13 protein-coding genes are annotated in these 14,098 nt (G+C 70.6%); 10 read left to right on the top strand and 3 right to left on the bottom strand.

Translation table 11 applies throughout. The features are described 5' to 3' along the window. The first annotated feature begins 59 nt into the window (after positions 1–59). The 5 genes from FE256_RS15185 to FE256_RS15205 are packed head-to-tail and all read left to right on the top strand — an operon-like array spanning position 60 to position 5,874. The gene (locus FE256_RS15185; protein WP_138177333.1) at positions 60–1,376 is read left to right on the top strand and encodes an ABC transporter substrate-binding protein; all 1,317 of its coding nucleotides are present in this window, start codon (positions 60–62) and stop codon (positions 1,374–1,376) included. Continuing rightward, positions 1,361–2,272, top strand: coding sequence for a carbohydrate ABC transporter permease (locus tag FE256_RS15190; protein ID WP_138177334.1), 912 nt, complete (start codon positions 1,361–1,363; stop codon positions 2,270–2,272). The genes FE256_RS15185 and FE256_RS15190 overlap by 16 nt, the downstream gene beginning before the upstream one ends. Positions 2,273–2,274: 2 nt before the next feature. After that, positions 2,275–3,129, top strand: a complete 855-nt coding sequence (locus tag FE256_RS15195; protein WP_138177336.1) for a carbohydrate ABC transporter permease — start codon at positions 2,275–2,277, stop codon at positions 3,127–3,129. A 37-nt stretch (positions 3,130–3,166) separates the two neighbouring features. Then, positions 3,167–4,753 carry a CocE/NonD family hydrolase gene (locus FE256_RS15200; protein WP_138177338.1) on the top strand — a complete coding sequence of 529 codons (1,587 nt, stop codon included), beginning with the start codon at positions 3,167–3,169 and terminating at the stop codon, positions 4,751–4,753. Continuing rightward, positions 4,750–5,874, top strand: a complete 1,125-nt coding sequence (locus FE256_RS15205) for a serine hydrolase domain-containing protein (protein ID WP_138177340.1) — start codon at positions 4,750–4,752, stop codon at positions 5,872–5,874. The genes FE256_RS15200 and FE256_RS15205 overlap by 4 nt, the downstream gene beginning before the upstream one ends. Before the next feature lie 38 nt (positions 5,875–5,912). On the opposite strand, the gene FE256_RS15210 is transcribed toward FE256_RS15205, so the two are convergent. Beyond that, entirely contained in the window at positions 5,913–6,794 is an 882-nt protein-coding gene (locus tag FE256_RS15210; protein ID WP_252371047.1) for an NAD(P)/FAD-dependent oxidoreductase, read from the bottom strand. Between the two features lie 6 nt (positions 6,795–6,800). Here FE256_RS15210 and FE256_RS15215 point away from each other — a divergent pair, with 6 nt between their 5' ends. Together FE256_RS15215 and FE256_RS15220 are read left to right on the top strand one after the other, a co-directional pair. Then, on the top strand, positions 6,801–7,256 hold the full coding sequence (locus FE256_RS15215; protein ID WP_138177342.1) for a MerR family transcriptional regulator: 456 nt from the start codon (positions 6,801–6,803) through the stop codon (positions 7,254–7,256). A gap of 9 nt (positions 7,257–7,265) precedes the next feature. After that, positions 7,266–8,642, top strand: coding sequence for an ATP-dependent DNA helicase (locus tag FE256_RS15220; RefSeq protein WP_138177344.1), 1,377 nt, complete (start codon positions 7,266–7,268; stop codon positions 8,640–8,642). Here the strand turns inward: FE256_RS15220 and FE256_RS15225 are convergent. Continuing rightward, entirely contained in the window at positions 8,630–9,283 is a 654-nt protein-coding gene (locus FE256_RS15225) for a biliverdin-producing heme oxygenase (protein WP_138177346.1), read from the bottom strand. The genes FE256_RS15220 and FE256_RS15225 overlap by 13 nt on opposite strands. A 200-nt stretch (positions 9,284–9,483) precedes the next feature. Between FE256_RS15225 and FE256_RS15230 the strand changes: the two genes are divergently transcribed. Genes FE256_RS15230 through FE256_RS15240 form a run of 3 tightly spaced genes read left to right on the top strand, consistent with a single transcriptional unit; the run spans position 9,484 to position 12,673 of the window. Further along, complete coding sequence (locus FE256_RS15230; RefSeq protein ID WP_252371048.1) at positions 9,484–10,728, top strand: serine hydrolase domain-containing protein; 1,245 nt, start codon at positions 9,484–9,486, stop codon at positions 10,726–10,728. A gap of 19 nt (positions 10,729–10,747) precedes the next feature. Beyond that, on the top strand, positions 10,748–11,617 hold the full coding sequence (locus FE256_RS15235; RefSeq protein ID WP_138177350.1) for an EamA family transporter: 870 nt from the start codon (positions 10,748–10,750) through the stop codon (positions 11,615–11,617). A gap of 57 nt (positions 11,618–11,674) precedes the next feature. After that, entirely contained in the window at positions 11,675–12,673 is a 999-nt protein-coding gene (locus tag FE256_RS15240) for a magnesium and cobalt transport protein CorA (protein ID WP_138177352.1), read from the top strand. Positions 12,674–12,739: 66 nt separating this feature from the next. Here FE256_RS15240 and FE256_RS15245 read toward each other — a convergent pair whose 3' ends face one another. Next, positions 12,740–13,918, bottom strand: coding sequence for a 4-hydroxybenzoate 3-monooxygenase (locus FE256_RS15245; protein WP_138177354.1), 1,179 nt, complete (start codon positions 13,916–13,918; stop codon positions 12,740–12,742). Positions 13,919–14,098 lie beyond the last annotated feature (180 nt).

Raw genomic sequence — 14,098 nt, forward strand, 5'->3', positions numbered from 1 at the left:
GGGGCCACCGTCGTCCCCCTTCCCACCCCCACCTCTCAACGCTGAGAAAGGTCCCTGCAATGACGCACCACACCCTCGGCCACGGTCGACGCCTGCGCGCCGTCGTCGGCCTCGCCACGGCCGCTGCCCTGGCGTTCTCGATGGCCGGCTGTTCGACCGCCCAGAACTCCGACACGGACGGCGGCTCGGACGAGATCACCACGCTGAGCCTCTACTCCGCCGACAGTCCGGCGGGGAAGTGGCTGAACACCATGGCCGACGAGTTCGAGAAGGCGAACCCCGGCGTCACCGTCACGAACCAGTTCGTCGTCCAGACCGACCTGCCCACGACCTACGGCAAGTCGGTCGTGTCGGGCACCGAGCAGGACATCGTCATGACGAACCTCGTGGGCGACCCCACGACGTGGCTGAAGAACGGCGCGACGGTCGACGTGTCGGGATACCTCGATCAGTGGGGCCTGAAAGACGTGTTCTCGGACTCGGCGCTGAAGGCGTGGACGAACGCCGACGGGCAGCTGCAGGCCTTCCCGCTCGAGGGCTACAACTGGCCGATGTGGTACAACATGGACCTCCTGAAGCAGGCCGGGTTCACCGCACCGCCGAAGACGTGGGGCGACCTCATCTCGCTGTCGACGGCGCTCCGGGCGAACGGAGTGCAGCCTTTCGCCGTCGGTGGTGCGGATTACCCGGCACCCGGCGTGCTGACGCTCGTGGCGCTCACCCTGCTCACCGAGGACGAGGTCACCGCCCTCTTCCAGAGCGGTGACTGGGCCGGGGCCGACGGCCAGAAGGTCATCGACGGGATGCTCCAGCTGCGCGACGCGGGCGTCTTCAGCGACGACTCCGCGGGCATGAAGTATCCCGACCAGGTTGCGGCCTTCGGCGCCGGCAAAGCGGCGATGCTCTTCGACGGATCGTGGGGCTACGGCAACGCGCAAGCCACCTTCCCGCAGATCGACGTGCAGCTGGGCGGCTTCCCCTTGCCGCAGGGGAGCCCCGTGTCGAAGCCGGTGAGCTTCGCCGGGCAGTCCACGGGCATATGGGTCAGCCCCAACGGGCAGAAGAAGATCGATGAGGTCGGCAAGTTCATCTCGTTCCTCTACCAGCCGGAGAACCTTGCCCAGTTCGTGGACATCGGCTACATCTCCCCGGCCCGCGACGGCTACCTCACGCTCGACGAGTCCGTCCTCCCGCCGCTGAACGTCGCGTCGCAGAAGGAGTTGCCGTCGGAGACCACCGTGTATCAGCCGACCTACAACATCCTGTCGCCGACGGTGACCTCGGCCTTCTTCCGCGCATCCACCCAGGCCTTCGTGGCGGGATCCACGGCGGAGCAGATCACCACGAGCCTGGAGCAGGCGTGGCAAGCACAGTGATCGCTTCCGCACCGCGACGACGCGCGTCCGCGCGCCGCCGCGGTGCGGGCCAGGTGCTCGAGGTCTCGCCCGCGCTCGTCTGGTACGGGCTGTTCATGGTCGTGCCGCTGCTGGCCATGATCGTGCTGAGCTTCTTCACCTGGAACAGCCTCGTCGCGATCCCGACGCCGAGCGGGCTGGCGAACTACGCCTACCTGTTCCAGGACCAGATCCTGCGCGTCGCGATCGTCAACACCGTCCTGTACGTCGGTGTCGGGCTGCTGCTGATCATCCCGCTCGGGTTCTTGCTCGGCTTCTTCCTCAGCCGCCGACCGCCCGGGCACGCGGTGCTGTCGATCATCTTCTTCACCCCGTGGATCGTGTCAGCTTCGGCCCGCGCGATGATGTTCACCGGCCTCTACCAACCGCGGGGAGCGATCAACAGCATCCTGGCCGCGGTCGGTCTGGGCGATCTGCAGCGGCTCTGGCTCGCCGATCCCTCGACCGCCCTGTGGGCGATCATCGCGACGGAGGCGTGGGCCGGCATCGGGGCCACCGCCGTGATCTTCTCCGCGGCGCTCGGCCGCGTGCCCGACGAGGTCTACGAGGCCGCGCGCCTCGACGGTGCGGGGATCTGGCGCGAGATCGTGTCCATCGCCCTGCCGATGTCGAAGGACTTCGTGGGTCTCATGACCATGCTGCAGTTCCTGTGGCTGCTGCTCGGGTCCGCCGGGACCGTGCTCCTGCTCACCAACGGCGGCCCCGGTTCGAACACCATGACCCTCGCGTTCTACCTCTATGACCAGGCATTCGTCTCGGGTCGCATCGGCTACAGCCAGGCGATCGGGGTCGTGGGCCTGCTCGTCGGCCTCCTCGGCATGGGCATCATCCGCTTCGCCTTCCGGACCAAGGAGTGACCATGACCGCGTCCTCACCCCGTCGCGTGCTCGGCTGGACGGCCGCCTACGTGCCGGTCCTCTTCTACGCCGCGCTCATCGTGCTCCCGCTGTACTACCTCGTCGTCAGCGCGTTCAAGGAGAACACGCAGATCGCCCTCGACCCGCTGGGTCTTCCGGGGTCGTTCTCGTTCGCCAAATTCGCGGATGCCAATGACGCGGTCGGTCTGATCGCGGCATCCGCCAACTCCCTCGCCGTGGCCGTCGGGTCGGTGCTCCTCACGATCCTCCTCGCCGCGCCCGCCGCGCACGGCATCGCCCGGCGCAGCTCGCGGTTCGCGACGGGAGCCCAGATCGCGTTCGGCCTGGCGTTCCTCATCCCGCAGTTCGCGGTTCTCGTGCCGACGTACCTCATGGCGGTGCGGTCGGGCTTGATCCAGGTACCGCTGTTCTTCCTGGTGCTGTTCTACGCCGCGATGAACGTTCCCCTCGCGGTTCTGCTGCTGATCCCGTTCTTCCGGGCGATCCCGAAGGAGATCGAGGAGTCGGCAGAACTCGACGGAGCGAATATCGTCAGTCGGATGCGGCACGTGCTCATGCCGATCGTGCTCCCCGGGCTCACGACGGTGGCGATCCTGTGCTTCCTCGCGGCCTGGAACGAGTACATCTTCGCCCAGGTCATCACGACGAACGCGTCGTACACCGTGCAGGTGGCGCTGCCGCTGCTGCGGAGCGAGGGCGCGTTCCAGGGGGCGGACGTCGACCTCGGTCGGCTGGCCGCGGGCGTCGTCATCAGCGTCATCCCCGTGTTCGTGATGTACGCGATCCTGCGGCGCCGCCTCATCGACGCCTTCGCCGCGGGGGCCGTGAAGGGATGACGGGCGCCAGACGGGCCCGCGGAAGGGGAGGACGAGGATGACGCTTCGCAGCCGGGTGGTCGGGATGATCGGGCGCCTGCCGGCGCCCAGCGCGCGCCCGGAGGTCCGGCGCGCGGTGCCGACGCGCATGCGCGACGGTGTCGAACTGCTGTGCGATGTGTGGCTCCCGCGGCCCCTCGATCCGTCGTCGGCGCTGGTTCTCATCCGTACTCCGTACGGCCGCGACGGCATGGATCTGCTCGCCCGGCTGCTCGCCGAGCGCGGGCACCCGGTCGTCGTGCAGAGCTGCCGCGGCACCTTCGGATCGGGTGGGGAGTTCGACCCGTTCGCCCGCGAGCTCGAGGACGGCGCCGACACCCTCGCGTGGCTGTCCGATCAGCCGTGGGCGGACCGACCGATCTCGCTCCTCGGTGCGAGCTATTTCGGCCACACCGCGTACTCGGTGATCGCCGCTGATGCGGGCCGGGTGGCGTCGGTGGCCACCGCCGTGACCGCCACCGACATGCACGCCGCGGCCGTGTATCCCCACGGGGTGTTCGCGCCCGAGATGGCGCTGATGTGGATCGGCGGGCTCCTCACGCAGGAGCTTCCACGCCTGCGCCGGGTGCGCGCCGCTCGCGCGCTCCAGCGGCGGATGCCGGCGGCCCTCGCGGCGGCGCCCGCTGCCGCCGACCGCGTGCTGCTGGCCGGCGAGTCGTATCCGCCCTACCGGGAGTGGGTGAAGCATGACGCGCCCGACGATCCCTGGTGGGACCCGCTGCGTCGCACCGGGATCCGGGACCGGATGCCACCGGCCACCCTCGTCGCCGGCTGGTACGACCCGTTCGTGGTGGGCGAGCTCGACGATCATGACGCGCTCACGTCGGCGGGGCGTGACGTCCGGCTCGTCGTGGGGCCGTGGACGCACGGCTCGGCACCGATCGCGACCGCCGTGATCCGCGAGACCCTGCGGGCGCTCGACGGCGACGCCCGTCGCGGCGCCGCGGTGTGGGACGAGGGGCTGTCCCGCTGGGTGGAGCTCCCCGCGTGGCCCCCCGCTGCGGAGACACGACGACTGATCCTGGATGAGGGCGGCTCGCTGCGCTCCGAGCCACGCGGTCGCGTAGACGTGCGCTGGACCGTCGATCCGTCCGATCTCCCGCCCGCGGCCGGGGGCCGGGGGCTCAATCCGGACTTCGCCGGACGCCGGAACCAGCGGCCGCGCGAGAAGCGGAACGACGTGCAGGTCTTCTCGACCGACGCGCTTCGGCATCCGCTCACTCTCGCCGGCCGCGCCTCCGTCCGGATCGCGACCGCGCCGCTCGCCCATTCGCAGGACTGGTTCGTCCGTCTGTGCGACGTCGACCCGCGCGGAGTGTCGCGCAACATCGCCGACGGGTTCGTCCGAAGCGAGGCGGGGGCGGCCGAGGCGACCGTCACGTTGTCGCCCTCGGCCTTCACCGTCCGCCCCGGCCACCGCCTTCGGCTGCAGGTCGCGGGGGCGGCCCACCCCTTCCACCCCGCGCCGACGCGCCATGAGGAACGGCGGTTGCTCTCCACATCGGAGGCCCGCAGCATCCTCGAGCTGCCGGTCATCGGCGGCTGGGGCACCGCCGGAGGGACCCTCACGAGGAGGATGCCGTGAACTCTGTCGAGGGTGGGGCCCGCCCCGATTTCGCACCGGTTCGCGCCCGTCTCGCGGAGTGGTCCGCGGCTGATCCGGACTGGGGTGCGCAGCTGTGCATCCTCGTCGGCGACCAGGTCGTCGTCGACCTCGCATGCGGGCCGGGCGCGCATTCCCTCACCGGCGTGTACTCCGTGAGCAAGGGCGTGGCCGCGACCGTGATAGCGATGCTCCTCGGCGAGGGCAACCTCGAGCTGGATCGCGCCGTCGCGTACTACTGGCCGGAGTTCGCCGCGGCCGGGAAAGGTGAAATCACGGTCCGCCAGCTCCTGTCGCACCAGGCGGGGCTGCCGGCGGCGGACGACGGCATCCGCCCCGAGGACGCGATCGACTCCCGCGCGGGGGCCGAACGGCTCGCGCGCCAGCGGCCGCTGTGGCGACCCGGAGCCGCCTTCGGCTACCACGGCATCACGATCGGCATCCTGATGGAGGAGCTGGTCCGCCGCACCACCGGTGAAGAGCTGCAGGACCTCTACGAGTCGCGGATACGAGCGCCGCGCGACATCGAGTTCTTCCTCGGTCTCCCCGACGATCAGGCCGCCCGGTACGTCGACCCGCGTCCGGCCGTGCTCGACGGCTCGGCCGATCCCGGCCCGCGGGACGACCTCGCCGCCGCGGCATTCGGCCCGCTCGGCCGCCCAGGCGACGGGCTCCTCGCCGAATTCGGACCGCACTCCGCGGCCGTCCGGCGCCGAGGGACGGCGGCCGCGGGTGGCGTCGGATCCGCGCGGGGCCTGGCGCGGCTGTACGCGGCGACGCTCGGCCACGTCGGCGACCCGATCGCGCCGCCGGAGACGTTCGCGGAGATGGCGCAGATGCACGTGCGCGGGCGCGATGTCGTCCTGGATGCGTCCCTGGCCTTCGGCATCGTCTTCATGAAGCCGCACCTCGACATGCCGTTCGCGAGCTTCCGGGCCTACGGCCACGACGGTGCAGGCGGGGCGATCGCCTTCGCCGACCCCGCGCACGATCTCGCCTTCGGCTACATCCCGACGAGGATGACGGTCCCCGGCGGGGTGGACGCGCGCGCGATCGAGCTGTCGAGCCTTGCGCGGGTGGCCGCGGGACGAGCCCGGGGGTAGGTGCGGGCCCGGTCGGTCGGGTGCCCGACCCCTGGGTTTCAGGGCGCGGTCGCGAAGGACTGCACGATCGCCACGGCCGCCAGCTGCCCCGCGGCGATCGCCGCCGCGAGTGTCGCCATGGGCCCCGGGAAGTGGTCGGGGTGGGCCATGTCGCCGGCGGCGAAGACGCGCTCCACGCTCGTGCGGCCGAACGGGTCGATGCGCACCGCACCGGATTCCTGCACCTCGAGCCCGAGCTGCGCGGCGAACGGGGCCCGCTGACGCGACGCGGGGGCGACGAACGCGCCGGCGACCTCGAGCGTCGCGTCGTCGTCGAGGACGAGGCGCAGACCGTCGGCCGCGGGCTCGACGCGGGACACGCGCGCCGGATCGAGGACGACGACCTCGGATGCCACGGGCGCGAGCATTCCGCGCAGCATCGCGGCGTGCGGCGAGGCGTTCAGCACGGCGACGGGGCGGCCGGCGAACTCGTGACCGTGGCAGAACGGGCAGTTGGCGACGCGCCCTCCCCAGTGCTCCGCCAGGCCAGGGATCGGCGGCAGGTCGTCGGCCAGCCCCGTCGCGAGCACGAGGTGTGCGGTCCGGAGCGTCTCGCCGTCCACCTCGACGTCCACGCCGTCGCCGTCGGCTGCGACCGCCGAGACCGTGGCATCCCGGACCTCGACCGTCGGGTAGGCGGCGAGTTCGTCGCGGCCGCGGCGGCGCAGATCGGCGGGCGCGACGCCGTCGTTGCCGAGCAGGTTGTGGGCGTGGTCGACGGTGGCGTTGCGGTACTCGCCCGAGTCGAGCAGCAGGGTGCGGCGGTGCATGCGCCCCAGGGTCAGGGCGGCTTGGAGGCCGGCCGGGCCGCCTCCGATGATGATGGCCTCGTACACGACGGGCTCCTCTCGCTTGCGTTCGCGACCATCGTGTGACTTCATGTCGACATGAAGTCAAACGGCGAGACGATCGGCGATGCGGCAGCACGGTTCGGGCTCGACACCCACGTGTTGCGCCATTGGGAGGACGCGGGGCTTCTCCGCCCCGCCCGCGACACCGCCGGGCGACGGCTCTTCGGCGAGGACGACCTCGTGCGGATCGCGGTCATCCTCCGCAACAAGGCGGCGGGCATGTCGCTCGACCAGATCCGCGTCCTCCTCGACGAGGACGCCCCCGATCGTCATCGCGTGCTCGAGGAGCACGTCGCGGAGCTCGATCGCCGGGCCGCCGACATCGCCCAGGCCCGCGCGATGACCGAGCACGCGCTGCGGTGCCGGGCGCACGACATCACCGAGTGCCCCCGCTTCCGCAGTCACGTCGAGGACGTGCTGTCCGGACAGGCCCGCTGGCTCGTCGTCCACACCGAGCCGCCGGCCGGTGTCTCGGCATCCGTCGCGAACTAGCATGAACCGGTGACCACGCCACCCCTGTCCACCGAGCAGCAGGCGCTGTTCCGGTTGATCGAGGACACGCGCGAGCACGTGTTCGTCACCGGCCGCGCCGGGACGGGCAAGTCCACACTGCTGCAGCACTTGGCCTGGAACACGCAGAAGCAGATCGCCGTCTGCGCGCCCACGGGCGTGGCTGCGCTCAACGTCGAGGGGCAGACGATCCACTCGCTGTTCCGCCTGCCGATCGGGCTCATCGCGAACGGCGACATCGAGCAGAACGACGCGACCCGCAAGATCCTCAACGCGATCGACACGCTCGTGATCGACGAGATCTCGATGGTCAACGCCGATCTCATGGATGCCATCGACCGCTCGCTCCGGCAAGCGCGCGGCCGTCGCGCCGAGCCGTTCGGCGGCACCCAGATCGTCATGTTCGGCGATCCGTATCAGCTCGCCCCCGTGCCGCCGCGGGGGGACGAGGCGCGCTACATCCGCGACCACTACCGCTCGTTCTGGTTCTTCGACGCGAAGGTGTGGTCGGGGGAGTCCGCGGGCGACGGGCTCATCGACATCGGGCGCCACGGTGCCGACCTGCACGTGAACGAACTGGTCGAGATCCACCGGCAGGCCGACCCCGGGTTCCGGGCGCTGCTGAACGCCGTGCGCTACGGGCGCGTGACCGCCGAGATGGCGGGGGTGCTCAACGGCGCCGGTGCGCGCACGCCGCCGCATCCCGCCGACGGCGAGCACCCCATCATCACGCTCGCGACGCGCAACGACCGCGTGAACGAGATCAACCGGCGCCACCTCGAGGAACTGGTGGGCCGCACGCAGACGGCGAACGCCGAGATCTCGGGGGACTTCGGGCGCGGCGAGGCCAACTACCCCGCGGAACCGGCGCTGACCCTGAAGATCGGGGCGCAGGTGATGTTCCTGCGCAACGACGGCGCGCAGTTCGGTGAGGCGCCCCGCTGGGTCAACGGCACGATCGGCACCGTGACGCGCATCGCCGGCGACAGCGTGCGCGTCGAGGTCGACGGCGTCGAGCACGATGTGGAGCCCGCGGTGTGGGAGAGGTACCGCTACGCCTACGACCCGGGGACGAAGAATCTCTCGCGCGAGATCGTGGCGGAGTTCACCCAGTTCCCCTTGCGCCTGGCCTGGGCGGTCACGATCCACAAGTCGCAGGGCAAGACCTATGACCGCGCCGTCGTCGACCTCGGTGCGGGCGCCTTCGCTCCCGGGCAGACCTACGTCGCCCTGAGTCGTCTCACCTCGCTCGACGGGCTGTATCTCACGCGGCCGCTGCGCCCGAGCGACATCCGCGTCGACGAAGACGTGCGGCGCTTCATGAAGCAGGCTTGGCTCGGCCGCCAGCAGGAGGCTCAGGCGACCTGAGCGGCCTTCGCGCGCGCGAGGTCCTCGCACAGCTCGGTGGTGAAGCGGGCGGCGACGAGCACCTCGTCGATGACGCGTTCCTTCTCGTCGTCGTCCCACGGCGCGGCATCCAGCTGGTCGCGGTAGACCCGCTTGAACGCCGTGGGGTCGGCGATGTCGGCGAAGAGGTACAGGCCGATGCCGTTCGTCTCGAACCCGAACCGCCGCTGCAGGACGCGACCGATCGAGCGACCGCCCGAGAGGTCGCCGAGGTAGCGCGTGTAGTGGTGGGCGACGAAGCCGCCCGGCCACCGTGCGGCCAAGCGGCGGATGCGCGACACGTAGGCCTGGGTCGTCGGCAAGGGGGCGATGCGCTCGCGCCAGTCCGACCCGATGAGGAACTCCAGGTCGGCTTCGATCGCGGGGAGGCGCGTCAGCTTCTCGCTGAGGAAGACCGACACCACCGGGTCGTCGTGCAGCCGAGCGGCACCGGCCTCGAGAGCCTGGTAGATGAACCACTGCTGCGCGACGTGGGCGATGTAATCCTCGCGGGTGCCGGCGCCGGTGAGCAGACCGAGGAGGAAATCCGCGATCTCGGACGGAGCGTGGGCGGCGCTCGACCGTTCCCGCAGGGCGGCGGAGAACGAAGCGACGGCGTTCATGCGGCCATCATACGCAACGAGTTAGGTAAACCTAACCCCTAATGCCCGGCCGGCGTCGCAGATGTGATGCAGCCGTGACTGCTCCGGAGCGCAAGCCGCCACTCCGTCCGTTCGGCGTGTGTTTGAATTCTTGGAGCGCATGCTTCATCGCGCGCGGAATGGTGGGGGTTCACATGCGGGGATGGCGTCGTTCGGCGGCCATGGCGGTCGCGGGATCCAGCATCGTCGCCCTCGTCCTCTCCGGCTGCACACCGCAGGGGTCGGCATCCATCGACGTCCCCGAGCAGGTGCAGGGCTCGCTTCCCGACGACACCGTCGCCCAGTTGCAGGATGCCGTGACCTCGGCGATGGCGATCACCGGGTCGACGGGCGCCATCGTCGGTGTCTGGGCACCCTGGAGCGGCACGTGGGTCACGGGCCTCGGCACGCAGGGCCCGGGCGGCGCGGACGTCACCGCCGACATGGGTTTCCGCGCGGGTGACGTCACGCGCGCCATGACGTGCGACATCGTCTACGAGCTCGCCGCCGCCGGCACCTTCTCGCTCGACGACTCCGTGTCGACGTGGGTGAGCGGTCTGCCCGGTTTCGACGACATCACGCTGCGCCAGCTGTGCGACGGCACCTCGGGCCTCGGCGAGTACGGCGCGATCCTGCGCAGCCAGATGCTGATCAATCCCGACCGCGTGTGGAACGCCCGCGAACTCATGGCGTACGGCATCGCCAGCCCGCGGCGCAATGCGCCCGGGGCGGCCTTCGCCGACTCCGACACCAACTACCTCCTCGCGGGCCTGGCCGTCGAGCGGGCCACCGGCGAGAAGCTGTCCGACCTCATCGCCGAGCGCGTCGCCGACCCGCTCGGGCTCGGCGCGACGTCGCTGCCCGGGCCCGCGGCGGCGCCCCCGTCGGACAACGCGCTCAACGGGTACTGGTCGCAGACCAACGCCGAGGGCGCGTGGAACTGCACCGACCCCGGTGACTACACCGTCTCGTCCGCGAGCATCGGCGGCGCCGACTCCGGTGTCGTGACGAACATCACCGACCTCGGGCGATACGCCCAGGCTTTGGCGACGAGTGCCCTTCTGCCCGAAGGCACCGACCGTTTCGCCGCGCCCGTCCCGGTGAGCCCCGAGACCCCGACGTGGTTCACCGCCGCGGGCGGCGCCTACCAGGCCGGATCGCTCATCGGCCAGTTCGGGTCCGCCCCCGGGTACATCGTCGGAGCGTTCGCCGACCCCCAGACCGGTATGTCCGTCGCGGTCGTCCTCAACAACTCGGGGGCCAACCAGGCCGCCGGTGCGTGGCTGGCGTGGGAGCTCGCGGCGATCGCCTCCAAGGCCCCCGCGGCCGAAGGACGCAGCATCCCCGAGGCCGGTCTGCCGTGGACGGCGCAGCAGATGCGCGACAACCTCGGCACCATCGCCATCTGCCCGCCGCCCGCACAGTGACCGGGTCCGCGGTCGCGCGATGACGACGCGCTTCGGGCAGGGTCCCGCCGCGGCGCTCGTGCTCGTGGGTCTGGCCTGTCAGGAGGTCGGGGCGTCCTTCGCGGTGATGCTCTTCCCGGACACGGGACCCCTCGGCATCGTCATGCTGCGCCTGGTGTTCTCGGCGCTCCTGCTGCTGGCGATCGCCCGCCCGAAGCTCCGCGGACACGGCGCGCGGGCGTGGCGGTCGGTCATCGGATTCGGCGTGGTCCTGGCATCCATGAACGGGCTCTTCTACCTCGCGCTCGCGCGGCTCCCGCTGGGCGTCACCGTCACGATCGAGGTGCTGGGCCCGCTGACCCTGTCGATCATCACCGCCGTCGGGATCGCCCGATGGCTGTGGGCGGGCCTCGCCCTGGCGGGGGTCGTCGCCCTCGGTGCCGGCGGGTGGGATCGCCTCGACCTGCTCGGCGTCCTGTTCGCGCTCGCCGCTGCCGTGAGCTGGGCGCTGTACATCGTGGCCTCGGCCCGGGTGGGGCGGGAGTTCCCGCGCCTCGATGGTCTCGCGCTCGCGATGACGGTGGGGGCGGTGCTCGCGCTGCCCTTCGGCATCCTGGACGCCGGCGCGGTGCTCCTCCGGCCCGAGATCTTGGCGCTGGGCGCTGCGGTGGCGCTGTTGTCGTCGACGATCCCGTACGCGCTGGAGCTGATCGCCCTGCGTCGGCTACCCGCCTCCGCTTTCGCGATCATGATGAGTCTGGGGCCCGCCACGGCATCCATCGCCGGCTTGCTGCTCCTCGGTCAGCGCCTCTCGTGGCTGGAGATCTGCGGCATCGCCTTGGTCATCGTCGCCAGCATCGGCGCAGTGCGGGGGGCGTCCCGGCGGGCCGCCGCGCAGCCCGTGGGCTGACACGGCCCGAGCGCAACGGTCATCATTCGTCCACCTGGGGGCGGTAGAACGGACCCCATGCCCATCATCGACAGCGCGGTGTACGTCGACGGTTTCCGGATCAAGAACCCGGCGAGCCTGGACCAGACCTTCGAGTACATGGAAGCGCACGGCGGCATGGCCTGGATCGGCTTGCTGCGCCCCTCGCCGGAAGAACTCGAGCGAGTGGCCGCCGAGTTCTCCCTCCACCCGCTCGCGGTCGAGGACGCCCTGTCGGGGCACCAGCGCTCGAAGCTCGAGCGCTACGGCGGCAACCTCTTCGCGGTGCTGCGCCCGGCCCGTTACGACGATGCGACCGAGACGGTCGACTTCGGCGAGCTGCACGTCTTCGTCGGTGCCGACTACGTCGTGACCGTCCGCCAGGCGGAGGTCCCCGATCTGTCGCGCGTGCGCCGCCGTCTCGAAGGGCAGCCCGAGCTGCTCGCGCGCGGTCCCGAAGCCGTTCTCTACGCGATCCTCGACGAAGTCGTCGATCAGTACGACCCGGTGGCCGCGGGTCTGCAGAACGACGTCGATGAGATCGAGGATCAGCTGTTCGGCGTCGGCGACGCCGAACTCACCCAGCGCATCTACGAGCTCGCGCGCGAGGTCATCCACTTCCAGCGCGCGACGGAGCCGCTGCGCGACATGCTGCAGGCACTCCTGCGCGGCGCCGACAAGTACGGCGTCGACATCGAGCTGCAGCGGTCGCTGCGCGACGTGCTCGATCACGTGCTGCGCCAGTGCGACAAGCTCGGCTCGCTCCGCGCGATCCTCGACAACGCCCTCACCGTCAACGCCACGCTCGTCACGCAGCGGCAGACCGACACCGCCCTCGAACAGAACGAGCAGGTCAAGAAGATCTCGGGGTGGGCGGCGATCCTGTTCGGCCCGTCGCTCGTGGGCGCGATCTACGGCATGAACTTCAAGAACATGCCCGAGCTGGACTGGACCCTCGGCTATCCGATGGCACTGGCGCTCATGGCGGCGACGTCCTTCGGCCTCTGGCTGACGTTCAAGCGCAAGCACTGGCTGTAACGCGTGAGGGGTCACTTTCTGTCGCCTGGCGCAGCTCCAGGCGACAGAAAGTGACCCCTCACGCGTTCAGGCAGAGGGCCAGCCGCAGTAGGCCTCGGCCAAGTACGCCTGGCCATGACGCGACTCGACGACCGCGTGCAGCTCGCCGAGCTGGCGGTGGCGGTCGAAGTCGGTGGCATCCGGGGCGACGTGCAGCAGGCTCGTCATCCACCACGAGAAGTGCTGCGCCTTCCAGATGCGGCGGAGCGCCCGCTCGGGGTAGGTGTCGAGAAGACGGGTGTCGTCCTCGAGCAGCAGGGCGCGCAGCGCGTCGGCGAGCAGGCGGACGTCGGCAATGGCGAGGTTCATGCCCTTCGCACCCGTGGGAGGCACGGTGTGGGCCGCGTCGCCGACGAGTGCGACGCGGCCGAGACGCAGTTCGTGCGCGACGAAGCTGCGGAAGCGCAGCACGTCGCGCTGGAAGATCGGGCCCTCCTTCAGCGTGGTGCCGGGGACGCGCTTCTGCAGCTCGTCCCACAACTGCGCCTCGCTGAAGGCGGCCGTGTCGGTCTCGGGGTCGCACTGGAAGTACATGCGCTGCACGGTGTCCGAGCGCTGGCTGACGAGGGCGAAGCCGTCGGGGGAGTTGCTGTAGATCAACTCCTCCGAGCTCGGCGGGGCTTCGCACAGGATGCCGAACCAGGCGAAGGGGTATTCGCGGAAGTAGCCGCCGGTGCTGGATCCGGTCACCGCGGCGCGTGCCACGCTGCGGGAGCCGTCGGAGCCGACGACGAACTCCGCCTCGATCTCGAACGGCTGGCCGTCGGCGTCGCGGGCGATCACGCGGGGCCGATCGGTCTCGGCGTCCTCGACACGTTCGGCGGTGACGCCGAAGCGCAGGTCCTGCCCCGCGGCCAGTCGCGCGGCGATGAGGTCCTTGAGCACCTCGTGCTGCGGGTAGAGCCAGACTCCGCGGCCGACGAGGGACGCGAAGTCGATGCGGTGGCCTTCGCCCGCGAATCGCAGCTCGATGCCGTCGTGGCGGTGCCCGACGGTGCGCACGCGCGAGGCGTCGCCGAGGGTGTCGAGCAGTTCCACGGTGCCCTGCTCCAGGATGCCGGCGCGGATCGTGCTCTCGATCTCGTCGCGAGAGCGCTGGTCGATGACGATCGACGGGATGCCGGCGGCATCCAGTAGGTGGGACAGGAGGAGCCCGGCGGGGCCGGCGCCGACGATCGCGACGCGGGTGCGGACGGTGGGGGTCATGACGTCTCCTTCGACGGGTACCCGCCGATGCTGACGTGGATGCCGGAGCCTCGCCGCCCCATTCCCGTTGAACGGCATTCTTCTGCCGCCGCGACTCCGGGCGTGAGGAGTCAAAATCTGTCGCTTCGACGCGGTGCAGGCGACAGATTTTGACCCCTCACGCGGGGGGGGAAGGGGGAG

The sequence above is a fragment of the Microbacterium sp. 5K110 genome (assembly GCF_005774735.1).
GTDB lineage: Bacteria > Actinomycetota > Actinomycetes > Actinomycetales > Microbacteriaceae > Microbacterium.